At 48.8% G+C, this 24,659-nt stretch carries 21 protein-coding genes and 1 tRNA gene; 12 read left to right on the top strand and 10 right to left on the bottom strand.

The features are described from left to right. Positions 1 to 57: 57 nt before the first annotated feature. Both M2133_RS04465 and M2133_RS04460 read right to left on the bottom strand, forming a co-directional pair. Complete coding sequence (locus M2133_RS04465) at positions 58 to 1,908, bottom strand: LruC domain-containing protein (RefSeq protein WP_277464789.1); 1,851 nt, start codon at positions 1,906 to 1,908, stop codon at positions 58 to 60. 887 nt (positions 1,909 to 2,795) lie between these two features. Then, positions 2,796 to 2,866: transfer RNA gene (locus tag M2133_RS04460), tRNA-Gln, on the bottom strand. 154 nt (positions 2,867 to 3,020) lie between these two features. Between M2133_RS04460 and rsfS the strand changes: the two genes are divergently transcribed. From rsfS to M2133_RS04445, 3 genes are read left to right on the top strand one after another with little or no spacing between them, the layout of a single operon-like run. Continuing rightward, on the top strand, positions 3,021 to 3,380 hold the full coding sequence (gene rsfS, locus M2133_RS04455) for a ribosome silencing factor (protein ID WP_277464787.1): 360 nt from the start codon (positions 3,021 to 3,023) through the stop codon (positions 3,378 to 3,380). 37 nt (positions 3,381 to 3,417) lie between these two features. After that, complete coding sequence (gene ftsH, locus M2133_RS04450) at positions 3,418 to 5,439, top strand: ATP-dependent zinc metalloprotease FtsH (RefSeq protein ID WP_277464786.1); 2,022 nt, start codon at positions 3,418 to 3,420, stop codon at positions 5,437 to 5,439. Positions 5,440 to 5,475: 36 nt separating this feature from the next. Continuing rightward, the gene (locus tag M2133_RS04445) at positions 5,476 to 6,312 is read left to right on the top strand and encodes a phosphatidate cytidylyltransferase (RefSeq protein WP_277464785.1); all 837 of its coding nucleotides are present in this window, start codon (positions 5,476 to 5,478) and stop codon (positions 6,310 to 6,312) included. Between the two features lie 62 nt (positions 6,313 to 6,374). Here the strand turns inward: M2133_RS04445 and M2133_RS04440 are convergent, their stop codons facing one another. Continuing rightward, on the bottom strand, positions 6,375 to 7,646 hold the full coding sequence (locus tag M2133_RS04440) for a hemolysin family protein (RefSeq protein WP_277464784.1): 1,272 nt from the start codon (positions 7,644 to 7,646) through the stop codon (positions 6,375 to 6,377). A 176-nt stretch (positions 7,647 to 7,822) separates the two neighbouring features. Here M2133_RS04440 and pheS point away from each other — a divergent pair, with 176 nt between their 5' ends. The 3 genes from pheS to M2133_RS04425 all read left to right on the top strand — a co-directional run bounded on the left by pheS (position 7,823) and on the right by M2133_RS04425 (position 10,467). Beyond that, positions 7,823 to 8,842, top strand: coding sequence for a phenylalanine--tRNA ligase subunit alpha (pheS, locus tag M2133_RS04435; RefSeq protein ID WP_277464783.1), 1,020 nt, complete (start codon positions 7,823 to 7,825; stop codon positions 8,840 to 8,842). Between the two features lie 90 nt (positions 8,843 to 8,932). Next, a complete protein-coding gene (nth, locus tag M2133_RS04430; RefSeq protein WP_277464781.1) occupies positions 8,933 to 9,571 on the top strand; it encodes an endonuclease III in 639 nt (212 codons plus the stop codon). Next, positions 9,568 to 10,467 (top strand): hypothetical protein, encoded by a 900-nt coding sequence (locus tag M2133_RS04425; RefSeq protein WP_277464780.1) that lies wholly within the window; start codon positions 9,568 to 9,570, stop codon positions 10,465 to 10,467. The genes nth and M2133_RS04425 overlap by 4 nt, the downstream gene beginning before the upstream one ends. On the opposite strand, the gene M2133_RS04420 is transcribed toward M2133_RS04425, so the two are convergent. Both M2133_RS04420 and murB read right to left on the bottom strand, forming a co-directional pair. Beyond that, a complete protein-coding gene (locus M2133_RS04420; protein ID WP_277464778.1) occupies positions 10,437 to 11,198 on the bottom strand; it encodes an MBL fold metallo-hydrolase in 762 nt (253 codons plus the stop codon). The two genes, M2133_RS04425 and M2133_RS04420, sit on opposite strands and share 31 nt — an antisense overlap. Next, positions 11,198 to 12,211 (bottom strand): UDP-N-acetylmuramate dehydrogenase, encoded by a 1,014-nt coding sequence (murB, locus tag M2133_RS04415; RefSeq protein ID WP_277464777.1) that lies wholly within the window; start codon positions 12,209 to 12,211, stop codon positions 11,198 to 11,200. The genes M2133_RS04420 and murB overlap by 1 nt, the downstream gene beginning before the upstream one ends. Positions 12,212 to 12,569: 358 nt before the next feature. Here murB and M2133_RS04410 point away from each other — a divergent pair, with 358 nt between their 5' ends. Genes M2133_RS04410 through cysK form a run of 6 tightly spaced genes read left to right on the top strand, consistent with a single transcriptional unit; the run spans position 12,570 to position 19,033 of the window. Continuing rightward, a complete protein-coding gene (locus tag M2133_RS04410) occupies positions 12,570 to 14,618 on the top strand; it encodes a M3 family metallopeptidase (RefSeq protein ID WP_277465098.1) in 2,049 nt (682 codons plus the stop codon). A gap of 50 nt (positions 14,619 to 14,668) precedes the next feature. After that, complete coding sequence (locus M2133_RS04405) at positions 14,669 to 15,394, top strand: Fic family protein (protein ID WP_277464776.1); 726 nt, start codon at positions 14,669 to 14,671, stop codon at positions 15,392 to 15,394. 14 nt (positions 15,395 to 15,408) lie between these two features. Then, on the top strand, positions 15,409 to 15,837 hold the full coding sequence (locus M2133_RS04400; protein WP_277464775.1) for a dCMP deaminase family protein: 429 nt from the start codon (positions 15,409 to 15,411) through the stop codon (positions 15,835 to 15,837). 12 nt (positions 15,838 to 15,849) lie between these two features. Further along, positions 15,850 to 17,595, top strand: a complete 1,746-nt coding sequence (locus tag M2133_RS04395) for a S41 family peptidase (protein WP_277464774.1) — start codon at positions 15,850 to 15,852, stop codon at positions 17,593 to 17,595. Further along, positions 17,540 to 18,061, top strand: a complete 522-nt coding sequence (locus M2133_RS04390; RefSeq protein ID WP_277464773.1) for a 5-formyltetrahydrofolate cyclo-ligase — start codon at positions 17,540 to 17,542, stop codon at positions 18,059 to 18,061. Before M2133_RS04395 ends, M2133_RS04390 begins: the two co-directional genes overlap by 56 nt. A gap of 42 nt (positions 18,062 to 18,103) precedes the next feature. Next, positions 18,104 to 19,033 (top strand): cysteine synthase A, encoded by a 930-nt coding sequence (gene cysK, locus M2133_RS04385; protein ID WP_277464772.1) that lies wholly within the window; start codon positions 18,104 to 18,106, stop codon positions 19,031 to 19,033. A gap of 78 nt (positions 19,034 to 19,111) precedes the next feature. Here the strand turns inward: cysK and M2133_RS04380 are convergent, their stop codons facing one another. The 5 genes from M2133_RS04380 to M2133_RS04360 all read right to left on the bottom strand — a co-directional run bounded on the left by M2133_RS04380 (position 19,112) and on the right by M2133_RS04360 (position 23,838). Next, positions 19,112 to 19,582, bottom strand: coding sequence for an outer membrane beta-barrel protein (locus M2133_RS04380; protein WP_277464770.1), 471 nt, complete (start codon positions 19,580 to 19,582; stop codon positions 19,112 to 19,114). A gap of 33 nt (positions 19,583 to 19,615) precedes the next feature. Next, the gene (locus tag M2133_RS04375) at positions 19,616 to 21,259 is read right to left on the bottom strand and encodes a C69 family dipeptidase (protein ID WP_277464769.1); all 1,644 of its coding nucleotides are present in this window, start codon (positions 21,257 to 21,259) and stop codon (positions 19,616 to 19,618) included. A gap of 238 nt (positions 21,260 to 21,497) precedes the next feature. Further along, complete coding sequence (locus M2133_RS04370; protein WP_277464768.1) at positions 21,498 to 22,415, bottom strand: dihydroorotate dehydrogenase; 918 nt, start codon at positions 22,413 to 22,415, stop codon at positions 21,498 to 21,500. Continuing rightward, complete coding sequence (locus M2133_RS04365; RefSeq protein ID WP_277464767.1) at positions 22,403 to 23,188, bottom strand: dihydroorotate dehydrogenase electron transfer subunit; 786 nt, start codon at positions 23,186 to 23,188, stop codon at positions 22,403 to 22,405. Before M2133_RS04365 ends, M2133_RS04370 begins: the two co-directional genes overlap by 13 nt. Before the next feature lie 188 nt (positions 23,189 to 23,376). Beyond that, positions 23,377 to 23,838, bottom strand: a complete 462-nt coding sequence (locus M2133_RS04360; RefSeq protein WP_277464766.1) for a helix-turn-helix transcriptional regulator — start codon at positions 23,836 to 23,838, stop codon at positions 23,377 to 23,379. Positions 23,839 to 24,659: the final 821 nt, after the last annotated feature.

Below are 24,659 nucleotides of genomic sequence, written 5' to 3'. Positions count from 1 at the left end.
AAACGAGGACATCCCGTTGGGGATGCCCTCGTTTTCTTTAGGGTCTCTATTGTTTGATCAATAAATATTCTCTTCGACCAAATCCGAATTCGGCGTTTCGTACCAATCTTTATTATTCAATCCGTTCGATTCCACCCATTCGGTGAACTGGGGATACGCATCATTGATGTCTTTTCTCTCCAGAACCCACTGGAAATCAAGCTTAGGAACATCCAGAGCAAAAGGATAACGCTTGTCGGCTACGTAATAGATGTTACGGTCGGGATCCGATTTGTCATTCGATTGCCCGAACAGACCATAATCCATGAAAGGAGTCGGACGCTTGTTGATCAGATGCACCTCATGTTCTCTGCGGCTGTCGGAATGCACAATGATAAAAGGATTATAAGGAGGAACAAGCGTTGAAACCTGGCCTTCGACAAACTCGGTTGTGACAACAATCGGCTCGCCCATTACGATTTTTTTCATATTATCCAATAAGATCATCGTCTGCAGAGCCTGTCCCGGCTCGGATTCCTCACCGTTCATAAAAGTTGAAGGCTCTTGTACGCCATAGTCGATAACCGAACTTTTCACCTGGCCCACCTGTACATCGTCGTACTGATAACCAAAACCACTGATGATCGTTCCCCCGTAATTCAACGGAGTAAACGTATCCACCACCCGGGTGATCATATTGTTTTTATCACGTTCGATAATCGATTCGTAACGCATCACGATGTCATTGATATCGTAGTCGCCTTTGCCCGGCCATAAGTCTTCGAACATCACCACCCCACTGCCTTCGCTGACAGCTACGTCTTCGCCTTCTTTCGGAGGTAAGGGATTCATATTATCCGTATCGATCGCATTGGCTTCGGCTACAAACACACTGAACAGAGCATCGTTGAAGTCCTGGTCCCAGGCCGGACAATCTTCGAAACCTAAAGCGATCATCTGGTTTGTTCCTTCTTCATAAAGAGCCACGGCACGGTTCTGCCCGACAGGATAGGTTGAGCTATTCAACGCCTTGGTCGTGTAGATAATATTAGCTCCATCTTTGATATTTCCGTCTTCATAGGCATCCTCAGCGATAAAGAAGCCGACACTGTAACCGGCCGGGAACGTAGCAGTCAAGCCGTTCTCACCGGGAAACATCAATTCGATCTGATTGCCCGCCTGCAAAGGGAGAGGTAATTTATACGGGTTATTCGTTAAACGCGGGAAAGTAACCATATAGTTCTTCACGTCGGCAGCAGTCGTCGGCGGGTTATTTGTTTCGTACACATAATAGCCGGCAGTGTTCTGATAGCTACTGTTCGACTGGAGATAAACCATACTGATCTTGGTGTCTTCAATAATATGGATATCCATACTCTTATCGGCCGCAAAGATTTCCGGATTCCTATCCCAGATCGCATCACCACGCCCTTCTTCTTTTCCACCAAACATATAATACATATCTTCCAGGAAATTGGAATAGAACGTATGATTCTTCGAAAGCAGATAATCCGGTAAACCGGCTATGTTCCAATCACCCAGTGTCACCCAATCTTCGTTGGGGAGTGTATAGCTGTTAGCCGCACGGGTTTTTGTCGTATTGAGCAGGCTCGCCAGGTATTCCTTCTGATTGAAAGCGATCGTTCCATTGGCAACCGGCACTTCTACCAGCCCCAGTGCGCCAAAATGATTACAAGCCAAAAAGACCGTTTTCAGCGCCGACGGCAAAGTGATCGTACCGGAGAACTTCCCGGTCTTATCCGTCCACGCACTATACAAAGGCAAAAGGCCTTCTTTCTTTGTACGATTACCGGCCTGATCATAATCATAAGGCATCTCATCATACAGATTGAACAGTACCTGATAATTCCCACCGGCAATCAAATCGCTAAAACCATAGTCAATAGACAGATCGATTCCCTCTTTCATGTTAAAATCAAAGAAGTCATCATCGGTAGGCTCTTCTGTTATGGGATCGGTTTTCCCATTGTCCTCAGAAACATCTTCATCCCAACAGCTTTGAAGGGAAATTGCGAACAAGAAACTTAACGCAACGAAAAAAACGGATTTCAAATTTAAATGTGTTGTCATACTTCTTAAAACGGTATTACTATTAGAATTTTCTTTTATTTGATTTTCATGACTTAGAGGCTATTTACACGCATCCGGTCATATAACAATTTTGTTTTCTTTTTGTTCGCCCGACACTCCATTTTTTTAAACATCGCACTTTGGTCAACCAAAGCGCAATGTTTTGTTCACCAAAGTGTAATGTTTTTTCGCCCAAAGTGCAATGTTTTGGAAAAGGGGGTTTTGGCGGGGTTCAAGTATTTTGAGATGTGAAGATTTTTGAAGCCGCATAGCGGCTGTCTGTATTCAGCCCCGTGCGGAAGCGCGGGGTCATGGATATCCCAATCAAACAGCGCCACGTAGTGGTGCTATGTAGATGGATGACAAACGCATAGCACCACTACGTGGCGCCTTTTCTTTTTATATACCAGCAACCCCGCGCTTCCGCACGGGGCTGTATGCAGTTGGCCGCTATGCGGCCTCCAGGACACCGGCCCACCTTCCCATTTCCTTCGATACGAATGGACCTTGCAGATTTCTAAATCATTGAAAATGAATCGTTAATATTCTCTTCAAAAACTACCGGTAGTTTGCGCACCAACTACCGGTAGTTTGGCGACAAAATATTAGTAGTTTGCGCGCAAAGTACCGGTAGTTTGAAAAAGGGGGGTGTGGGAGGTTTCAAATATGGATACCCGGCACAAAAAAAAAGCGCCTATAACTGCCGGGAGTTATAGGCGCTTTTGTTGTTCTACCAAGACTCGAACTTGGACAAACAGGACCAGAATCTGTTGTGCTACCATTACACCATAGAACAATCGCGAATGCGGAAATCGTCATTTCCGGCTGCAAAGATAAGTACTTTTTTAAAAGATACAAAAAAACGGATATTTTTTCTTATTCAGTAGACAAAAGTGAAGCAATCAAAATTTAGAGTTATATTTGCACCTTGCAAACAGTAAATAAAGTAAATGGATCAAGCAAAAGTTTTAGTAGACACAATTGTAGCAGGCCTTCAGGAAAAGAAAGGCAAGAATATCGTCACAGTAGATTTAACCCAATTCTCCGGAGCCATCTGTCGGTACATGGTGATCTGTGAAGGGAACACCCCTTCGCAAGTTTCCGCCTTAGCCGATTCGGCATGGGAATTCGCCCGAAGAGAAATGAACGAGAAACCGCTTTCGACCGAAGGCTATCAGATGGCTCAATGGATCGGAATGGATTATGGCACGGTTCTTGTCCATCTCTTTGTGCCCGAGCTGCGTTCCTTTTACAACCTGGACACGCTCTGGGAAGATGCCCAATTGACCCATATCCCGGATATGGATTGAACCGGTTCATAAAAGATAATTGTTAGATAAAGAGTTTATGGAAAATAAAAATGATATACCCAATAAGCCTCCCCGGCCGAACAACAATAACAAGCCGAAGCTTCCCCGTGTCAACCTGTATTGGATGTACGGGCTTATCTTATTAGGGCTGGCGGCGCTTTGGATGACCAACGATACGTCGAGCACGAAAGAGCTGGGATGGACCGAGTTCCAACAGTTGACCCGGGAGAATGTCTTCGAGAAGATGGTGGTTTACAACAAGAAGAACCTGATCGAAGCTTCTGTCAAACCGGACAAACTGAGTGTGGTGTTCAAAGGAGATACCTCCAACTTAGGTGTGGCTCCCAAAGTGTTCATCAAGATCCCATCAGCCGATAAGTTCACGGATTTCTACGAGAGCGCGGTCAGCGAATACCAGATTGACGCTCCGATTCGTTTCGAAGAAGGGGATGATGTGCTCTGGAATTCGATCCTGACCTTATTGCCGTTTATCCTGATCATTGTTATCTGGATCTTCGTGATGCGGAGGATGTCGGGTGCCGGAGGGGGTGCCGGCGGTGCCGGGGTCTTCAATGTCGGGAAGTCGAGAGCCCAACTCTTCGATAAGGATAACGACCGGAAAGTGACCTTCAAAGATGTTGCCGGACTGGCCGAAGCCAAACAGGAGGTGGAAGAGATTGTCTCTTTCCTGAAAGATCCGGGCATATACACCGAACTGGGTGGAAAGATCCCCAAAGGAGCGCTGCTGGTTGGTCCTCCGGGAACGGGAAAGACCCTGTTGGCCAAAGCGGTAGCCGGAGAGGCGAACGTGCCGTTCTTCTCGTTGTCGGGCTCCGACTTCGTGGAGATGTTTGTCGGCGTCGGGGCTTCCCGTGTGCGCGACCTGTTCCGCCAGGCGAAAGAGAAAGCGCCCTGTATTGTTTTTATCGATGAGATCGATGCCGTCGGGCGTGCCCGTGGCAAGAATGCCAATATGAACAGTAACGATGAGCGCGAGAATACGTTGAACCAGCTCTTGACCGAGATGGATGGATTCGGCTCCAATAGCGGAGTGATTATTCTGGCAGCCACCAACCGGGCTGACATTTTGGACAAAGCGTTATTGCGCGCCGGACGTTTTGACCGACAGATCCATGTGGAACTGCCCGACCTGAACGAACGGAAAGAGATCTTCGGCGTGCACCTGCGTCCGATCAAGATCGATGAGACTGTCGATACCGACTTCCTGGCCCGTCAGACGCCCGGCTTCTCCGGTGCCGACATTGCTAATGTCTGTAACGAAGCGGCATTGATCGCTGCCCGTGGCGGAAAGAAATTTGTGCAGAAAGACGACTTTATGAATGCGGTCGACCGGATTGTCGGCGGACTGGAAAAACGATCACGCATCACCACGGCCGACGAGCGCAAGAGCATTGCGATTCATGAAGCGGGACATGCGACATTGAGCTGGCTGTTGGAACACGCCAATCCGTTGGTGAAAGTCACCATCGTTCCCCGCGGGAAAGCCTTAGGCGCCGCCTGGTACCTGCCGGAAGAACGGCAGATCACGACCCGCGATCAACTGCTGGATGAGATGTGCGCCACCCTGGGTGGACGGGCTGCCGAAGAATTATTCATGGAAAAGATCTCCACCGGAGCATCGAACGACCTGGAACGGGTGACCAAACAAGCCTATGCAATGGTGGTTTATTTCGGGATGAGCGATAAGCTTCCCAACCTGAACTACTACGATTCCACCGGGCAGGAATGGGGATTCACCAAACCCTACAGCGAAGAGACAGCCAAGCTGATCGACGTGGAAGTGCAACGCATCATCAACGAACAATATGCGCGCGCCAAACAAATTCTCACCCAGAACAGCCAAGGACATAACACCCTGGCGGAAGTCCTGCAGGAAAGAGAAGTGATCTATTCGGAGGATGTCGAACATATCTTCGGTGCACGACCCTGGAAGTCGAGATCCCAGGAGATTATGGCCATACAGGAAGAAGAAAATAAGAAGAAACAAGAAGAGCCGGAAGCCATTCAAGCGGAAGATGTATCGGCGGAAGACAATTAATTCTTTATATTTACAGGCAAAACAATTACTATAGCTGTGTTAAGGAATCTAATAAAAAGAGCGTGCACCGGTATTATATTCGTAGCGGTCATCATCGGTGCCATCTGGCTTCATTCTTATTCCTACCTGGCGCTTTTCAGCCTGGTTGTCGCTCTTCTGTTGTGGGAGTTCTACGGATTGGTGGAGCAATCGGAAAAGGCTTACCTCAAACACCTCTTGTATTCCCTGGGCGGAGTCTATCTTTTCTGCGCCAGTTTCACTTATTCGCACAGCCTGTTGAGCAGTATGGTGTTCCTGCCCTATATCCTGTTCCTGATGGGCGTTCTGATTGCCGAATTGTATATCAAAGGTGCCAATCCGATCCGGAACTGCTCGTTGGCGATCTTCGGACAGCTTTATATCGCCGGTTCTTTTTCCCTGTTGAACTTCATCTCCGCCCAACCCAATACACCGGGCGAGATCTCCTACGTTCCCATCTACGTATTAGCGATTTTTGTTTTTATCTGGCTGAACGATACGGGCGCTTACCTGATCGGTTCCCTACTGGGCAAGCATCGTTTGTTTGAACGTATCTCACCGAAGAAATCATGGGAAGGTTTCTGGGGGGGATTCATCATTGCCCTGCTCTCCTCGTTGATCTTTCCCCAAACGCTTACCGGTGCCAACGGGCTGATTTGGCTTGGGTTTGCCACTGTAGTGGTGATTGCCGGAACGTATGGCGACCTGTTCGAGTCGTTAATGAAACGGACGCTTGAAGTGAAAGACTCCGGTAAGATCCTTCCCGGACATGGCGGGATGTTGGACCGGTTCGACAGTATCATCTTCGCGATCCCTGCCGCTTATATCTATATTGAAATCTGGATGCAGCTCTGAATCGTGCCGGATGGATGCCGCGGAAAGAGAAAGCGGCTCTCCGGATCATGCATTTGGCCGACTTACGGCTCTCTGTTGGTGACTAAAACCTTATCGATACGCGCGCCGTCCATATCCACTATTTCCAGATCGAATATCATCCAGGTCAATTTCTCTCCCGTACGGGGAACATGTTCGAGAATCTCGAGTATCAATCCGCTCAACGTATTATAATCATGCTCGGCATAGAGGTCTACCAGATCAAAATACTCCAGGAAATCATAAAAAGAGAGTTGACCGTCGACCAACCAGGAACCATCCGCCCGTTGAACGATCTCCTCTTCTTCGCCTTCTTCCGGCACAGCGCCGACCAATCCTTCGAGAATATCTTTCATGGTCACAATGCCCTGGATACCGCCAAACTCATCGGTAACGATTCCGTATTTGTCGCGCGCGCCCTTGAACTGTGCCAGTGCATTGTACACGCTTTGATTCTCCGGAAGATACTCTGCCGGACGGATCACGTTCTTCAGGCTGAAGTCCGGCTTGTCGAGATACAGGAAGAGGTCTTTGAGGTAGACCACGCCTTCCAATTCATCCAGCTTGCCGTCGACAACGGGATATATATTGTATAGGTTTTCCTGCACTTTCTCCCGGATTTGCGCAGGCGTATCGGCGATATCGAGCCATACCAGGTCGCTGCGGTGCGTCATGATCGAACCGACGTTGCGATCGCCCAGGTTGAATACACGTTCGACAATATCCTGTTCCACTTCCTGCACCTCTCCCCCATCAAAGCCCTCCTGCACAATGGCTTTGATCTCTTCTTCGGTCACTCTGTTATCATCCGAAGCTTTCAAGCGCAAGACCTTCACCACCAAAGCCGTGCTTTGGGAAAGGATCCAGACAAAAGGCGAAGCGATGACCGAGAGATAATGCATGGGTTTGGCGATTACCTTCGACACGGACTCGGCAAACCCCATTCCGATACGTTTGGGTACCAGTTCACCGAAGATCAATGTCAGGTAAGTCACCAGAATGACAATCGTCGTTTTGGCAATGCCCAAAGCATACGGCTGCAACAAAGGGATGCCCGCCATGACTTCCGCCAGGTCGCCGGCAAAGGCTTCACCGGAGTAAAGACCGGTCAGGATACCGATCAACGTAATACCGATCTGAACCGTCGAAAGAAACCGATCCGGCTCATTGGCCAGCTTCAACGCGGTTCTTGCGGATTTATTTCCTTTTTTGGCATCGATCTCCAGACGGGACTTACGGGCTGAGACCAGAGCGATCTCCGACATAGCAAACACACCATTCAATAAGATTAGCCCGAGAATAATGATAATTTCCATTTACTCCTTAACGTTTAGAATACAAATATATTCATTCTGCAATACCTTTACATAAAGAACAAGAAGAATTATGGATTGTTTATTCACTTTGACCGCAGGCGAGTTCTTATTTTTTTCTTGCACCATTCAAAAGAAAGGACTACTTTTGCGTGTCTAATTTGAAATTGGGAATAAAGATGCTCGATAAAATCAAAACACTTCGGCAGGAAGTGGAGAATATCAAGGCGGCGAATGCCGACGAACTGGAAGCTTTACGGATCAAATACCTCAGCAAAAAGGGGGAGATCTCCGCGTTGATGAATGACTTCCGTCATGTGGCCGCCGAACAGAAACGGGAAGTAGGAAGTCTCTTGAACGAACTGAAAGACTATACCCAGGGAAAGATCAACGCACTGAAAGAAGGATTTGAAAACACCCAGACCTCGGACGAGGATATCGACCTGACGCGTTCGGCTTACCCGATTGAATTAGGTACCCGCCATCCGATCTCTATCGTGAAGAAAGAAATCTGTGATATCTTTGCTACCCTTGGTTTTTCTATTGCCGAAGGTCCGGAGATCGAAGACGACTGGCATGTGTTTACCTCCCTGAACTTTGCCGAAGACCATCCGGCACGCGATATGCAGGACACATTCTTTATCCAGCATAACCCGGATATCTTGCTTCGCACACATACTTCTTCCGTACAGACCCGGGTGATGGAGAGAGAGCAACCGCCGATCCGCATTATCTGCCCGGGACGTGTCTACCGCAACGAAGCCATCTCTTACCGTGCGCATTGTTTCTTCCACCAGGTGGAAGCCTTATATATCAATAAAGATGTATCTTTTGCCGACCTCAAGCAAGCCTTATTGTTCTTTGCCAAAGAGATGTTCGGACAAGAGACAAAGATCCGTTTACGTCCCTCCTACTTCCCTTTCACCGAGCCTTCGGCCGAAATGGATATCTCCTGTAACCTCTGCGGAGGCAAAGGATGTCCGTTCTGCAAGCATACCGGCTGGGTGGAGATTCTGGGTTGTGGTATGGTCGACCCGAATGTGCTCGACAACTGCGGCATCGACAGCAAAGTATATTCCGGTTATGCCCTGGGCATGGGGATCGAACGTATAACGAATTTGAAATACCAGGTGAAAGACCTACGAATGTTCTCGGAGAACGATATCCGTTTCCTGAGGCAATTCGAATCGGCCAATTAAATTGTGATCTGAGAAATCTTACCAGCCCCCCGGGGTCCACTCAAAGAGCCCGGGGGAAACACACAAGTGGGACAATCCCCATTCTGGCTTATGCGTAAAGAAGAGCGTTACAAAGGGGTTATCAACTGGTTCCGGGAGAATATTCCGGTAGCCGAAACCGAACTGCACTACGACAATCCGTTTCATTTATTAATTGCGGTGATCTTATCGGCGCAATGCACCGACAAGCGGGTGAATATGATCACTCCCGCCCTGTTCGAAGCCTTTCCCACGCCGGAAGTATTGGCGGCATCCTCGCCCGAGGTGGTCTACGAATACATCCGCACGGTTTCTTATCCCAACAACAAAGCGAAACATCTGGTCGGCATGGCGCGTATGCTGCTCGACGACTTCGGCGGCGTGGTTCCTTCCGACGTCGACGAATTGCAGAAGCTGCCGGGTGTAGGGCGAAAGACGGCGAATGTCATCGCTTCGGTCGTCTATGATCTGCCCGCTATGGCTGTCGATACCCATGTTTTCCGCGTGTCGAACCGGATCGGACTGACCACCAACAGCAAAACTCCCTTAATGACGGAGAAAGAGCTGGTAAAGTATATCCCCGTTGAATTAGTAAGCCGGGCGCATCACTGGTTGATCCTGCACGGCCGTTACGTCTGCCAGGCCAGGAAACCGAAATGCGAGAGTTGCGGCTTGAAGCCCTGGTGTAAATATTTCCTCAAGCAGCCATGAAACGGTACGTCAGGGAAATATTCACCGCTTTGTTCCTGATTCTGGCGTTGATCGCCGGTATTCTCTATTTCTATCAGCGCATTCAGGCCGGAAAGCGTACTGAACTGATCAACCTGCATACCCTGATCGCTTCCCAACCCGAGATGATTATCCGCTTGAACCGTCCGCAGGTGGTTGCCTCGCTTATTCTGACGCATAAGGACGTGAAGAGCCTGTTTCATTCGGTTGTTCCCGGTGTTTTCCTCTCCTTGATCGAACAGAGTCCCTCCTCTTCCACCCCGCTCCTGTCGGTTCATCCGCAAGGGATTTTATTTTATACCAAAGCGGAAGACAAGGATGTGAAAAGGTTTGAGAAAGAGGTATTCAAAAGGCATTTCCCCGCCTATCATCCGACAGTGGAGAAGAAAGACGATATAACTTACGCCTTCTATCCCGACACGGCCAATCGCTTCTTCGGCTATTACCACCATGAAGGGGTCCTGGTGGCCGGATACAACCTCAAACTATTGGAAGAAGTAGCTGTGCGGCAGCAGGATATACTCCGCGATTCAACTCTTTCTTTGCAGATGGAGCGCTATAGTTCCGACAAACAGGCACCGATGAACCTGTTCTTCCCGGTATCGACGTTCGATCTGCACTTTGCGCTGAATGATTCCGTCACCTGGCATGCCGGGAAGGAATGGTTCGCGACAGATATCTTCAGCAGCGAAGGGAAAATATGCTGTTATGCCCGTTTGGAAATGCCGCAAGCGCTCGATTCATTGCATCTCTCGCTGGCGGCCGATACGTTGTCGCGCCAGATCGAGCGGTTATTGCCCGATCTCGAGATGGAATCGCAATGGTTTCAGGAAGATAATCTCTTGAATTATACGGGTTGTACCTCTAATCCGTCGTAAGCCAGAAAGACATTCGCGGGCAATGCCTCTGCAACGATCCGGTGAAGACCGATCTTGTGGCTCATGTGAATCAGGTAGGTACGTTTCGGCCGGATCCGTTCGATCTGCTGCAACGCTTCGCTTACACCTTCGTGGGAGAAGTGGCGCGAGTCGTGGCGTAAGGCATCGAGCACCAGTATATCCAGGTCTTTCAGGTGGGCATACGACGACTCGGGAAGGGTTTTCAGGTCGGTCAGGTAAGCCATCGCGCCGATGCGGAAGCCCAGGATAGGCAGTTGCCCGTGCATCACACGGATGGGTTGCACCCGGATCCCTGCCGCGTCGAATGCTTCCAACCCGACAGCTTGAAGATTCAGTTGCGGCACGCCCGGATAAAGATGCTCGCGGAAAGCATAAGGCAGGCGGGTACGGATAGCCTCTACCACATCTTCTTCCGCATAGATCTTCAACGCATGGTGATACAGAAAGGGGCGCAGGTCGTCCAACCCACTCACATGATCGTAATGTTCGTGCGAAAGCAAGACCGCATCCAACTGTTCGATCCCCTGCTTGAGCATCTGCCAGCGAAAGTCAGGGCCGCAATCCAGCAAGATCCGCTTTCCATCGGTCTCCACCAGTACGGACGTGCGCAACCGCCGGTCGCGCGGATCCCGACTGCGGCATACTTCACAATGACATCCTATCTCGGGTACACCCGTCGAAGTGCCCGTGCCTAAGAACGTGATCTTCATTATCCTACATATTTTACTTCAGGCATCAGTTCAACACCGAATTTGTTTCTGACGGCGTTGCGGATACTCTCGGCCAATACGGCGATATCATTGCCGGAGGCCTCTCCGAAGTTGACCAATACCAAGGCTTGTTTCTCATAGACACCCACCGATCCATAGCGCTTGCCTTTGAATCCGCATTGCTCGATCAGCCAACCGGCGGAGAGCTTCACCCGCCCATCCGCGGCCGGATACGAAGGCAGTTCGGGGTAAGACGCTTTTATCTTTTCAAAATCAATGGCGGAAACCACCGGATTCATAAAATAACTGCCGGCATTACCTACGACTTCCGGATCGGGCAGTTTCGATGCCCGGATGCCGATCACCGCCTCCCGAATGCGCTGCGGCGAAAGGGCTTTGCCTTCGAGTTCCTTTTGCAACAGCCCGTAATTGAGGCAGAACGTTTGGGGCGCTTTCGTCAATCGGATGACAATGTAGGTGATGATATACGGATCGTTATGTTCATCTTTGAAAAAACTGTGACGGTAGGCATACCGACATTCCTCCGGCGTGAAAACACGCTTCTCCGCTGTGAGCTGGTTCCAGGCTTCCACCGCGACGATCACCTCTTGGATTTCCCGGCCGTATGCCCCGATATTCTGAATGGCGGCAGCACCTGCCTCACCCGGGATATGCGAAAGGTTCTCGATCCCTCCCCATCCGGCCGATACGGCATAAGCCACCACATCGTCCCATACTTCGGCGGCACCCACGCGTAAGATCACATCCGTTTCGGTCTCTTCAACCACCTCCATGCCCCGGATCGCGGAATGCAATACGATCCCGTTGAAATCGTTCAGAAACAACAGGTTACTCCCGCTCCCGATATGTATCGACCGGTTCTCCTGAAAATACTCATCGCGCAGGATCTTCTGCAACTCCTCTTCATCGGCGTACTCCATAAACCAACGCGTACTGACCGGAAGGCGGAACGTGTTCCACTTCTCCAGGGAAAAATTCTCTTCTATTCGCATTCTTTTCTGTCTTTAACTTCGAGTAAACAAAAGTACGTGTTTTTTCATCGACATCGGGAAGAAAAATCGGAAAAGTACGGAGCAAATCCGGAAAGACCGGGCAGGAAAATCAGTAAGAGGTACCTCTAAAATTATTTTGACGTACCTCTAAATCGATTTTGACGTACCTCTAAATTACTTTTGACGTACCTCTAAATAATTTTTGAGGTACCTCTTACCAAAAAAGGCGGCCTATCTTTCGCAAAAAAGACCGGGATAGCGCGAAAAAAATACCTACTTTTGTAGCGTTTTTACTTAATTTATTCCCATGAGAAACCGATTAATTTATATCACTGCAGCACTATTAAGTATGATGAATATGAGTCAGGCACAAAACAACCCCTTTTTAGGGAAGTATACGACACCTTTTCAGACGCCGCCGTTCGACCGGATCCAAACCGCGGACTACGAACCGGCTTTTGAAGAAGGCATCCGCCAACTGGCGGCCGAAGTGGAATCGATTGCCGCGAATCCCGAACCGCCGACATTCGGCAATACGGTTGTCGCCCTCGAACGCAGTGGAGAGTTGCTGGAGAAAGTCAGTTCGGCATTCTTCAACCTCTTGCATGCCGAGGCAAACGACGAGATGATGGAGATCTCCCAGCGTATTTCTCCGAAACTGTCGGAGAGTTCAAACCATATTTACCTCCATGCCCAGCTGTTCGAACGCATCCGGACGATCTATGAACAAAGGGCCAGCTTGGGGCTTTCGATCGAGGAGGCTAAATTATTGGAAGATAAATACATATCCTTCAAAGAACACGGTGCTACTTTAAGTGGCGAAGCGAAAGAGAAATACCGTCGGTTGAGTACGGAATTAAGCCTCCTGGGTCTTCAGTTCGACCAGAACGCTTTGAAAGACAAGAACCGCTTTGAGATGCTCTTGACCGACGAAAAAGACTTATCGGGCCTGCCCGAAAGTATCCGCGAAGCAGCGGCGGCACTGGCCCAGGAGAAAGGGCGGCAAGGCTGGCTTTTCAACCTCTCGGCGCCCAGCTATCAGCCTTTCCTGCGCTACTCCGATCAGCGCCACCTGCGCGAAAAGATGTATCGCGAGTATATGAGCGTGGCCAATAAAGGCGATGAATACGACAATAAGGAGATTATCCGCAAAATCGTGAATATCCGCACGGAGATTGCGCATCTGATGGGCAATCAGACCTTTGCCGAATACAAACTGGAACACACGATGGCGGGGCGGCCCGAAGCGGTCTACAGCCTGCTCAACGAACTGTTGGAAGCTTACCGTCCGGCAGCCCTCAATGAGTATAATACGGTCAAAGGATTCGCCATCGGCCTGGAGAAAAAGGATATAACGGTCATGCCCTGGGACTGGAGTTATTATTCCGAGAAGCTGAAAGACATACGCTTCGAAGTGAACGACGAGATGACCCGCCCCTACTTCGAACTGAATAACGTCAAGAAAGGAATCTTCGGACTGGCTACCCAATTGTACGGGATCACCTTCCGCGAGAATCGGGAAATACCCGTGTATCACTCGGAAGTGCAGGCCTACGAGGTGTACGACAAAGACGGAAGTTTCCTCTCCGTACTCTATACCGACTTCCATCCGCGCGACGGCAAGCAGTCGGGCGCCTGGATGAACGACGTCAAACCGCAGTTCCGCGACGCAAGCGGGCAAGACAGTCGTCCGCAAGTCATTATCGTCATGAACTTTACCCGTCCGACGGCGACTAAGCCTTCGTTATTGACCTTCGACGAGGTAGAGACGTTCCTGCATGAGTTCGGCCACGCCCTGCACGGCATGTTGGCCCGGGGAACCTACGCCAGCCTCTCGGGTACGAACGTGTACCGCGACTTTGTCGAGCTTCCGTCCCAGATTATGGAGAACTGGCTGACCGAAGAAGCCTATCTCGATCAGATCGCCGTTCATTATCAGACGGGCGAGAAAATACCCCGGGAGCTGATCGGCAAACTGGTCGATGCGTCTAACTTCAACGTCGGTTATGCCTGCCTGCGCCAGTTGAGTTTCGGATTCCTCGATATGGCATGGCACACACAGACCGAAGCGTTCGAAGGCGATGTGATCGCTTTCGAGAAAAAAGCCTGGGCACCTGCCGCCATCCTGCCCGAAGTGGCCGGCACATTGATGAGCAGCAGCTTCGGACATATCTTCTCCGGAGGATACGCCGCCGGATACTATGGTTATAAATGGGCGGAGGTATTGGATGCCGATGCCTTCTCGGTCTTCAAAGAAAAAGGCATCTTCAACCGCGACGTGGCACAGTCGTTCCGCAATCATATCCTTTCCAAAGGCGGAACGGAAGATCCGGCGGCGCTCTACCGCCGTTTCCGTGGACAAGACCCTACAATCAAAGCGTTGTTGGAAAAGAACGGAATAAAATAAATTACTTATCTTTGTCTGTTGAGCGAATAGATGAATGAATAGATGAATGAATGAATAAGTTACTTGTATATCTTCAAGAGGAAAAACAAGCCAAACGAAAAGGAGGCTTGTATCATAAGACGCAGGTAAACCTGGCTTATAATTCCAACCGGATAGAAGGAAGCCGGTTGACTGAAGAACAGACACGTTATATCTTCGAAACCCGCACGATTGGATTCAAGGATCAGGAAGCTGTTCCGGTAGATGATATTATTGAGACCTCGAATCACTTTGTGGCTTTTGATTATATATTGGATACGGCAAACGCGCCGCTTACTTTGCCGGTTATTAAAGAGATTCATCGTATTCTGAAGAGCGGAACAGCAGATGCGTCCATCGATTGGTTTGCCGTTGGCGACTGGAAAAGAAGAGCCAATGAAGTCGGTGGCGTTCAAACCGCATTGCCACAAGAAGTGGATCGCGAGATGAACGGGCTAAGTGAGTGGTATCATTCCCTGCCGGAAATCACATTCGAAAACATTGTAGAGTATCACTATCGCTTTGAGAAGATACATCCATTCCAGGATGGAAACGGACGAGTGGGGCGATTGATCTTATTCCGCGAATGCCTGAGGAATGATATCATTCCGTTTATCATTGACAACGAACATAAACAATTCTACTATAGAGGACTGCATGAGTTCGCTTCGATACGAGGTTTCCTAATCGATACTTGTCTTTCGGCACAGGACACGTATACGGAGTGGATCAAGTACTTTAGTGTCGAGATTGTATAGAAACAGAGGAAAAAATGAGTGAGAAAACGAATAAACAATACGAAGTCGATAAGCGTTACCTGCGCATGGCATTGGTTTGGGCTGAGAATTCCTATTGTGAGCGTCGAAAGGTAGGAGCATTGATTGTAAAGGATCAGATGATAATCTCGGATGGATACAACGGGACCCCTTCGGGTTTTGAAAATGTCTGCGAAGATGAAAACAATGTGACCAAGCCGTATGTTCTACACGCAGAAGCAAACGCCATCACCAAGGTAGCAGCATCATCCAACAGCAGCAAAGGGGCAACGATCTACGTTACGTCGGCTCCCTGCATTGAATGTGCCAAACTGATTATCCAGTCGGGAATCCGCCGGGTGGTTTACTCGGAGAAATACCGCGTGGAAGATGGATGCCAGTTACTTCAACGTGCCGGCATTTCCGTTGAATTTATAGAGATGTAAAGATTAAAACAAATGATGAGTAATAGAAAATTAGCTGTCTGGCTTCCGGTGATCATCGCCTTTAGTGTGGCTCTGGGAATCTTTGTCGGGAATTATTATCTGAACCTGTCGAAAGGCAAAAGGGCGCAGGCGTCCTATTACGGGGGAGGAAATAAGATCAATGCGGTGCTCGATATCATCAACCGCCAATATGTCGATACGGTGAACATGGGCAAGCTGATCGAAGGAACGATCCCCAAGATATTCAGCGAACTCGATCCCCACTCGGTCTATATCCCTGCCGAAGATGTGGCCATCGCCAATGAAGACCTCGAAGGATCATTCAGCGGGATCGGCGTATCGTTTAATATGCAGACAGATACCATCCTGGTGATCAGCGTGATCAGCCAGGGACCGGCGGAGAAAGCCGGACTCCTGCCTTTCGACCGGATCATCACCATCAACGATTCGATCTTTGCCGGCCAACAAATCAGCCAGGCGAAGATCATGCGTACGCTGCGCGGCGAGAAGAACAGCACAGTAAAATTGGGTGTCAGACGGGGAGGCAACGAAGATTTGATCTATTTCGATGTGACCCGTGGCGATGTGCCGGTTCATTCGGTCGATGTGTCTTACGCGGTCAGCGATGAAATCGGATACATCAAATTGAGTAAGTTCGGACGAACGACATACAATGAATTTATTACGGCCATTGCCAAACTGAAACAGGAAGGCTGCAACTCTTTTATCCTTGACCTGCGGGGAAATACCGGAGGCTACATGGATGCGGCAATCAATATGATCAATGAATTTATGCCCGAGGGACGGTTGATCGTTTACACCGAAGGGAAATCATTCCCGCGCTCCGATGTATATGCCAACGGCACAGGCACGTGCAAGGAAGATGCGATAGTGCTTCTGACCGACGAATCGTCGGCTTCTGCCAGCGAGATCTTTGCCGGAGCGATACAGGATAACGACCGGGGACTGATTATCGGACGCCGTACGTACGGCAAAGGATTGGTGCAGACACCGATCAGCCTCAATGACGGTTCGGAGATCCGCCTGACGATCGCCCGCTATTATACGCCATCCGGCCGGAGCATTCAGAAAGAGTACGAACTGGGCAAAGGGGATGATTACGACCTGGATATCTACAACCGCTATATGCACGGCGAATTCGATACGGCCGACAGCATCAAATTGGATGAGAATATGCAGTACGAAACGGTGGGCGGACGTACCGTTTACGGCGGCGGCGGCATCATGCCCGATATCTTTATCCCGCGCGATACAAGCGGGGTGACTTCGTATTATACCAGTGTGATCAATACCGGAACACTCTATCAGTACGCCCTGGAATACTCGGACAAGAACCGGCAGATGTTCTCCGCATTCAACCACTGGAATGAATTATATGACTACCTCAAAAGCCAGCCATTACTGAATGACTTCATCCATTATGCCGCCAACAAAGGCATAAAGAGACGCCCCAACCTGATTGCCATATCCGGTTCGCTGATCGAAAGACAATTGCAGGCTTATATTGTCCGTAATTTCTTTGATGAAGAAGGCTTCTACCCGATCTTCCTCAAAGACGATGTGACGTTGCAACGTGCCGTGAAAGTATTGAAAGAAGGGAAATCCCTTTCCACCACGCAATTCATCAAACAATCCGTAGAAAATGGAAATCTCCAAAGCCAAGCAGGCGCTGCGAAAAGATATGGCCTGTCGAAAGAAAGAATATTCACCGACCTGGTTGTACGCACACTCTCTTGAAGCCCTAAACCGCCTCGAGACATTGGACGTTTTCAAGCAGGCCCGGCGCATCGCCCTCTATCATGCCCTGCCCGGTGAAGTCGAAACAGCCGATTTCATCGAGAAGTGGGCCGAAACAAAGAGCCTATTCCTGCCCGTAGTCGAAGGAAACGACCTGAGCCTCCATCCCTACCGGGGAAAAGAATCTCTTCAGTCGGGCGCTTTCGGTATTATGGAACCCGGACGGGAAGAAGCCTGCCGGGTGGACGAGATAGAGCTGATGATCGTTCCCGGTATCGCCTTCGACCGGCGATGTAACCGCTTGGGACGGGGAAAAGGATATTATGATCGGCTACTGACAACAGGCTCCATACCCAAGATCGGACTATGCTTCAGCTTTCAGCTTGTCGACGAGATCCCGATGGAACCGTTCGACATCCCAATGGACTGGGTAGTCACCGATAAAGAAATTCATAGAACTCCTTAAACTCCTCCCCCCTTAAACTCTTTAAACTCCTAAAAACAATATATGGAAAAGATAGCGAAACAGTTGACCGACCTGATCGGTCGGACTCCCTTATTGGAGTTAAGCCGGTATAATCAAGCGAAAGAGATAGCAGCCCGGATCCTTGCCAAGTTGGAGTACTTCAACCCGGCCGGCAGCGTAAAGGACCGCGCGGCATTGGCGATGGTCGAAGCGGCCGAAGCGGAAGGTGCGTTGCGACCCGGCGGAACACTCATCGAACCCACCAGCGGGAATACGGGCGTTGGCCTGGCTTTTGTCGCGGCAGTCCGCGGCTATAAGCTGATCCTGACGATGCCGGAGACGATGAGCATCGAACGCCGTAGTCTGTTGAAGGCGTATGGAGCGACCCTGGTCCTGACGCCGGGAACGGAAGGCATGAAAGGAGCCATCGCCGAAGCGGAAAGGTTATGCAGAGAAACACCGGGTGCGATCATTCTTCAACAGTTTGAGAATCCGGCCAATCCGGAGATCCATCGATCGACAACCGCCGAAGAGATATGGAACGATACGGACGGCCGAGTCGATCTGTTCGTTGCCGGAGTAGGTACCGCAGGTACGATCAGCGGGGTGGGCAGAGGATTAAAGCAACATAATCCGGCTGTGCGGATCATTGCCGTCGAACCCGCCGCCTCACCGGTATTGGAAGGAGGAAAGCCGGGACCGCATAAGATACAAGGGATCGGTGCCGGTTTCATTCCCGGAAACTACGACCCGGATGTCGTAGATGAAGTGATCGCCGTAGCGAATGAAGCGGCTTTTCAAACCAGCCGGGAAGTAGCGCGTAAAGAAGGTCTTTTGGTTGGCATCTCTTCCGGCGCAGCCCTCTATGCCGCCACCCAGGTTGCTTTGCGACCGGAAAACAAAGGGAAAAACATTGTGGTTCTTTTGCCCGATACGGGAGAAAGATATTTATCTACGGCGCTTTTCCAGTAAAATATAAAGCAATAATGCCAAAAATAAAAGGGTAGCCGATTAAAGCTACCCTTTTGTTTTATAAGCGAAATCCGAAGATCAGAAGCAATAGCCTACCCGGACGGCAAACATCGCCTGATCGAAGTCTTTCACGATATTATACTTCACTTCCAGCCCTACGGTGATTTCACTGGTTGCATACACTTCACCGCCTAAACCGATATTGGCTCCGAAACGCGTCCAGTCCAAATGCTTACCGGCATCCCAGAATGAAAGGCTAAGGCCTCCCAAAGGATAGAAACCGAACATATCGCTCAAACGAACGATATAATGCGCATTCATGTCGAGCATCCAGCCTTTCAGGCCATTACTCTTCACCATGTGGGTGATAGACGGACCCAAACGGAATTCGTCGGTCACACAATACCGGTAATCCACTCCTAAAGTGGCGTTCTCCGTGTCAAAACCATAGCCTACATTAAAACCGAGTGACGACTGACCTTGACGGTTTTGGGCAAAGGCCGTCAGACTGACAACGGCCATCAAACAGATAACTACTAATCTTTTCATACCTAAATAATTTAATTAAATATATAAATGGAATTATTCCGAAACTTTCAGTCGGTCGCCGGCCGAACGGACAATACTGCGATAGTATTCTTCATCGTAACCCGGGAAGTCGGGATAAGCGGACAATCCGTAGCCATTGGTCATGAATTGGCCGTTCTCCTCTTTCTTTACGTTGCCGTCGATATACTTCACGATCAGGTATTCACCCAGTTTCTTCCAGCGGGCAGTCGCATCATCGGCGGTAGTGGTGCTGAACCAGGTCAGGAATTTACGGGCTTCCATCGGATCTTTGGCGTAGAGTTCCGCCGCTGCTTTGTCGATGGCCGGCAACGTGGCTTTGAAGCCGTTCTCCAACTCCTGTTGTACCTTGCGGATATCCTCAATCATGAAACTATATTTGTGATAAGCCATGTTAGCCACCCAGTTGTGCACCCAGAAGGCAGACGTCCAGGAGAAGTTCATCATATCGCCATTGCCTACACGGAAACACTCCGGTGAATCGAGGATACCGCAGTAGAGCGGAGTGAAAACCGTCATGTCGGGGTCGTCCGTTCCGAACCAAAGGATACCACCAATGGCATCGGGCAGCCAATCGCGCATCTGCGGCACGATCACAAAACCAGCTTGCTGCGTAGCAATCGCTCTTTCATTCACGTATGTTTTACCATCGACTGTGAAATTCATCGGACGCCAACGATACGGCACTTTGTACGGACCGGCACCGGCATCTTTCGTCATATCCAGGTCGGTTCCTTCGTAATGGTCGCGCATAGCATTTTGCACATCCTGTACGGAAAGCTTACGATCGGGCTTGATATACAAAGGCATCGGTTCTTTAGTCGGGTCGCCTTTGATGAACTCCGTGTATTGATCCATCGATTTATCGTACTTGCGGAAGAACGACCATACGCGTGCTTCACAACCACGCAAGCCACTGAAATCATACGGGTTATAGGCCTTAGCAAAGCTAAAGTCCTTATCGCTTCCTTTATAATAGCCTTTCTCACGTGCCAACGAAACGACATCGGGCGAATACATACAGTTTTCTTTATCGGCAAAAGGGATCTGTTGGATCCGCGACTGATTGGCATGAGCGGCAATGCAATCGTCCGGGATCCGGATAGCCACCCATACGGCGCCTTTCTTGCCCGGGCCTTTACCGATCATCTCCATGATCCAGGCTTCGTTCTTATCGGCGATAGAGAACGACTCGCCACTGCTGCAATAGCCGTAATCACGCACCAGGCCGGTCATCACTTCGATGGCTTCGCGCGCCGTCTTGGCACGTTGCAAGGTGATATAGATCAAACTTCCGTAATCAATGATACCGGTCGTGTCGACCAATTCGTTATGTCCGCCCCAGGTACTCTCGGTAATGGCCAACTGGTGTTCGTTCATATTGCCGATCACCGAATAGGTATGTTCTACCTGCGGAATCATTCCCGTCGGCCGGCCGGTATCCCACTCGACCACCTGCAACATCGAGCCTTTCGCCCAATTCGCAGCCGGCCAGCGATAAAGCTCACCATACAAAGAATGGGAATCGGCCGAATAACTGATCATGACCGATCCGTCTACCGAAGCTTTTTTTCCCACTAACAGACCCGTACAGGCCATCGCTTCCATACTTCCTAATAGAATTGCACAGGCAATCCCTACTTTCCATTTCATTTTCATACATATAAACGTTTAAGTAAATAAACAACGCCTATAACGCACACGATGCGCTAAATTTCAGTATACAAAAGTAAGATAAATATTGGGACCCGTCTGTTTTTGCAGAAGAAAATGATTTTTAGACGAATTTACTTGCACATGTGACGAATGTTGCTTAACTTTGGGTTTTCATAGTTAAGGTTTTGGTTAAATGTGGAAAGGATGACTTGTGAAAGTGGTCCTTTCATTTTTTTGTCCCTTAGCCAACACTCTCCAACGCCCCTGTCAGTTCCTGTACCGATTGAAAGCCATGCCGGTCGCAATAACTATTCAACCCATCGATGACCTGGATCGAGACGGTCGGATCCACAAAGTTATACGTGCCGATCTGAATCGCCGTCGCACCGGCCAATAGAAACTCAACGGCATCTTTCCAGCCCGAGATACCCCCCAGCCCAATGATCGGAATCTTCACCGCTTTATAGACTTGCCAGACCATACGCAGCGCAACCGGTTTGACGCAAGGACCCGATAATCCGCCGGTTACGGTAGATAAGACCGGTTTCCGCTTTTCCGCGTCGATAGCCATGCCCAACATGGTATTGATCAGCGATACCGAATCGGCACCTTCCGCTTCGACCGCACGGGCGATCTCCGTGATATCCGTCACATTGGGAGAGAGCTTCACGATCAAGGGCTTAGGATATACCTTCCGGACGGCACGTACCACCTCGGAGGCACCGGCACAGGTCACGCCAAAGGCCATACCACCTTGTTTGACATTGGGGCAAGAGATGTTCAGCTCGATCGCCGGGATATGTTCCAACGCGGCCATCTTCTCGGCACATTCCACATACGACTCAATGGTAGAACCGCTAACGTTCACGATCATATTCGTGTCCAAACCTTTGATCTCCGGGTAGATATGTTCCACGAAATAGTCCGCGCCTTTGTTCTGCAAGCCAACGGCATTCAGCATACCGGCAGGTGTCTCCGCCATGCGGGGGTAGTTGTTGCCTTCACGGTGTTCCGCTGTGGTGCCTTTCACAATGATCCCGCCCAAGCGTTCGATATCGATGAAATCGGCATATTCCACCCCGTAACCAAAGGTGCCCGAAGCCGTCATCACCGGGTTTTTCAGCGCCAGATCGCCGATCTTTACATTCAGATTTGCCATGATAATTCCTTTATATTAAATACCGGTCCTTCGGTACAGACACACACATTATGATTTTCTTTTGTTTTCTCTACACAGCAGAGGCAAGCGCCAATGCCACAGGCCATCGTATTCTCCAGCGAGACCTCACAATCGATCGCTTGCGAAGCGGCATACCGGGCCACGGCCATCATCATCGGTTTGGGGCCACAGCTATAGATCCGGTCAAATCGTTCCTTGGTAAGGATCGAATGATCCGTCACATAGCCGCGTTCACCAGCCGAGGCATCTTCGGTAGTCAGATAAACCGGACCGATCGTTTCGAACGCTTTGATTTGCATCAGATCAGCCTCGGAACGGGCGCCCAATAGGAAATGGGGCTGGAAACCTTTTTCTTTCAGGCAGTATCCCATATATAACAAGGGAGCCGTGCCGACTCCGCCACCGACCAACAGGAACTTTTTGTCTTTCTCGTCTGCCGTCGGAAAGCTATAGCCATTACCCAATGGAAGCATGATATTCACCATCTCACCAGGCAAATAAGCCGCCATCCGGCGCGTCCCGTCACCAATAAGCTGTACCAATAGCCAGAGTTCATTCTTCTCTCTGTCCACAAAGTTAATCGAAATCGGCCGACGCAGGAAAGTAGAAGTAGAGCCCTCGACCTTAACCTGCACAAACTGCCCGGGAATCATCGGCGGCAAAGCCTCTTCAGCTGTAAACTTTAACAAACAATAGTTCGCATGAAGGCGAATATTCTCTACCACCTTCAGATCCAACAGATATTTCTTCATACTATACATTATATTATAGGGCAAACATCCTATCTTCAATTAATCTTGCAAAGATAGTGAAAGCCGAGCGGTAAAAGCCAAGCTCGCTTGAGATTTTACCCGAGGCGCCTCTATCTTCGATTCCATTTATGGAATCAAAGATAGTGAAAGCCGAACACAGAGGCAAGCTTGCTTGACTATGTTGCTGTTTACGCCTTTTGTTCCGGAACTATTTCCGGAATAAAGGTATCGAAGGTATTATCGGAATAGAAGAGCATAATTTTGGTTACTGTTTTTGCAGGCGCTTCTATGATCTTAACTTGCTCTATTTTTGGTATTTCCGGTATATGAACAGGTGGATTTGGCTTGATTTCCTGCGCATATTTGGTAACATCTGTATCTTCGTCGGGAAATAACGGCGTATTTTTAAACAAATGCGGCACTTCAGTCGTGTTTTTTGTATCCTTATACATTTCTCCCTTGCCGAATAACAACCAATCCGAACTGACTCTCGGAAAACGATGCAATATCTTAGTCACCACATCCAGACTCGGATTATTCCGCCCGGTCAATATATGTGATACCGCTGCCCGTTGAATCCCGATCTCTTCCGCAAAGCGGGTCGAGGTCAATGCCTCTTTCTTCATAATCTGATCTATACGCTCTTTCATGGTCTATAGCTTGTTTATCTTGTTTCCTTTTACGCCATTTTGTCCGTATCCGCATGTTTAGTATCGTATACATAACCGAGCAACAAATATAACAAAAAAATCCATACGACTATGTATGATTATATATTTGTGATCGGATACAAATCTAATCGATAAAAATACAAATATAACACACAAGATACATCGGTAACGGAAAGCGTAAAACAAGGGTTGAATTATTCATTCGCAATATTGCGTTATTTCATTGGAATATAGACATATAGTGAGAGAATATAATAAGAAAAAGACCTTATATATCTTATAATATACAAGAATAACGTCGGTCTTTCATTTAAACTTCAGATAATAAGTATTTATATATGGATATCAAGTATTTAAGCTGAATTTAGTTGTGTATATTATAGAGCAAAGAAATTAAATATATATATAGCGATACAACTGTCTTTGTCTATGTATACAAGATAATACGCAAATACGGGACGTAACATTATACATAAATACACATATACGGGATACATTTATATCGTTATCTTTTATATTGGCTTAAACAGATGTATTCACTTGTATTCTTGCGTTTATTTACATTTGTATCAGTCTGTCATTTTGTCCCATTCCTTTTATTCGATACAAAAAAATCATCCCGGTTTCAGGAATGTAAACATTCTTATCCTCGATAATTTGCGTATTTGTATACATCTGTACGGTTATTTCAAAATATTAAAATCTTAGCGGGTTAAAATCCACATAATTCCCTATATATCAATAGGCAAACAACAAAACAAAATAGACTCTTTTCTTCTCTTCCAAGAGAACAAGAAGAA

This window comes from Parabacteroides sp. PF5-6, assembly GCF_029504695.1.
Taxonomy (GTDB): Bacteria; Bacteroidota; Bacteroidia; order Bacteroidales; family Tannerellaceae; genus QVMG01.
The sequence above is the reverse complement of the archived record's forward strand: the minus strand, read 5'-3'. Positions and strand labels throughout refer to the sequence as shown.

What these genes read in the sequence shown, in the direction of transcription:
- M2133_RS04360 (WP_277464766.1), bottom strand. Translation starts at nt 23,838, where the DNA reads ATGAAAGAGCGTATAGATCAGATTATGAAGAAAGAGGCATTGACCTCG.
- M2133_RS04400 (WP_277464775.1), top strand. Translation starts at nt 15,409, where the DNA reads ATGAGTGAGAAAACGAATAAACAATACGAAGTCGATAAGCGTTACCTG.
- nth (WP_277464781.1), top strand. Translation starts at nt 8,933, where the DNA reads ATGCGTAAAGAAGAGCGTTACAAAGGGGTTATCAACTGGTTCCGGGAG.
- M2133_RS04375 (WP_277464769.1), bottom strand. Translation starts at nt 21,259, where the DNA reads ATGAAAATGAAATGGAAAGTAGGGATTGCCTGTGCAATTCTATTAGGA.
- M2133_RS04425 (WP_277464780.1), top strand. Translation starts at nt 9,568, where the DNA reads ATGAAACGGTACGTCAGGGAAATATTCACCGCTTTGTTCCTGATTCTG.
- pheS (WP_277464783.1), top strand. Translation starts at nt 7,823, where the DNA reads ATGCTCGATAAAATCAAAACACTTCGGCAGGAAGTGGAGAATATCAAG.
- M2133_RS04410 (WP_277465098.1), top strand. Translation starts at nt 12,570, where the DNA reads ATGAGTCAGGCACAAAACAACCCCTTTTTAGGGAAGTATACGACACCT.
- cysK (WP_277464772.1), top strand. Translation starts at nt 18,104, where the DNA reads ATGGAAAAGATAGCGAAACAGTTGACCGACCTGATCGGTCGGACTCCC.
- M2133_RS04390 (WP_277464773.1), top strand. Translation starts at nt 17,540, where the DNA reads ATGGCCTGTCGAAAGAAAGAATATTCACCGACCTGGTTGTACGCACAC.
- M2133_RS04365 (WP_277464767.1), bottom strand. Translation starts at nt 23,188, where the DNA reads ATGAAGAAATATCTGTTGGATCTGAAGGTGGTAGAGAATATTCGCCTT.
- M2133_RS04380 (WP_277464770.1), bottom strand. Translation starts at nt 19,582, where the DNA reads ATGAAAAGATTAGTAGTTATCTGTTTGATGGCCGTTGTCAGTCTGACG.
- M2133_RS04465 (WP_277464789.1), bottom strand. Translation starts at nt 1,908, where the DNA reads ATGAAAGAGGGAATCGATCTGTCTATTGACTATGGTTTTAGCGATTTG.
- murB (WP_277464777.1), bottom strand. Translation starts at nt 12,211, where the DNA reads ATGCGAATAGAAGAGAATTTTTCCCTGGAGAAGTGGAACACGTTCCGC.
- M2133_RS04420 (WP_277464778.1), bottom strand. Translation starts at nt 11,198, where the DNA reads ATGAAGATCACGTTCTTAGGCACGGGCACTTCGACGGGTGTACCCGAG.
- rsfS (WP_277464787.1), top strand. Translation starts at nt 3,021, where the DNA reads ATGGATCAAGCAAAAGTTTTAGTAGACACAATTGTAGCAGGCCTTCAG.
- M2133_RS04395 (WP_277464774.1), top strand. Translation starts at nt 15,850, where the DNA reads ATGATGAGTAATAGAAAATTAGCTGTCTGGCTTCCGGTGATCATCGCC.
- M2133_RS04405 (WP_277464776.1), top strand. Translation starts at nt 14,669, where the DNA reads ATGAATAAGTTACTTGTATATCTTCAAGAGGAAAAACAAGCCAAACGA.
- ftsH (WP_277464786.1), top strand. Translation starts at nt 3,418, where the DNA reads ATGGAAAATAAAAATGATATACCCAATAAGCCTCCCCGGCCGAACAAC.
- M2133_RS04370 (WP_277464768.1), bottom strand. Translation starts at nt 22,415, where the DNA reads ATGGCAAATCTGAATGTAAAGATCGGCGATCTGGCGCTGAAAAACCCG.
- M2133_RS04440 (WP_277464784.1), bottom strand. Translation starts at nt 7,646, where the DNA reads ATGGAAATTATCATTATTCTCGGGCTAATCTTATTGAATGGTGTGTTT.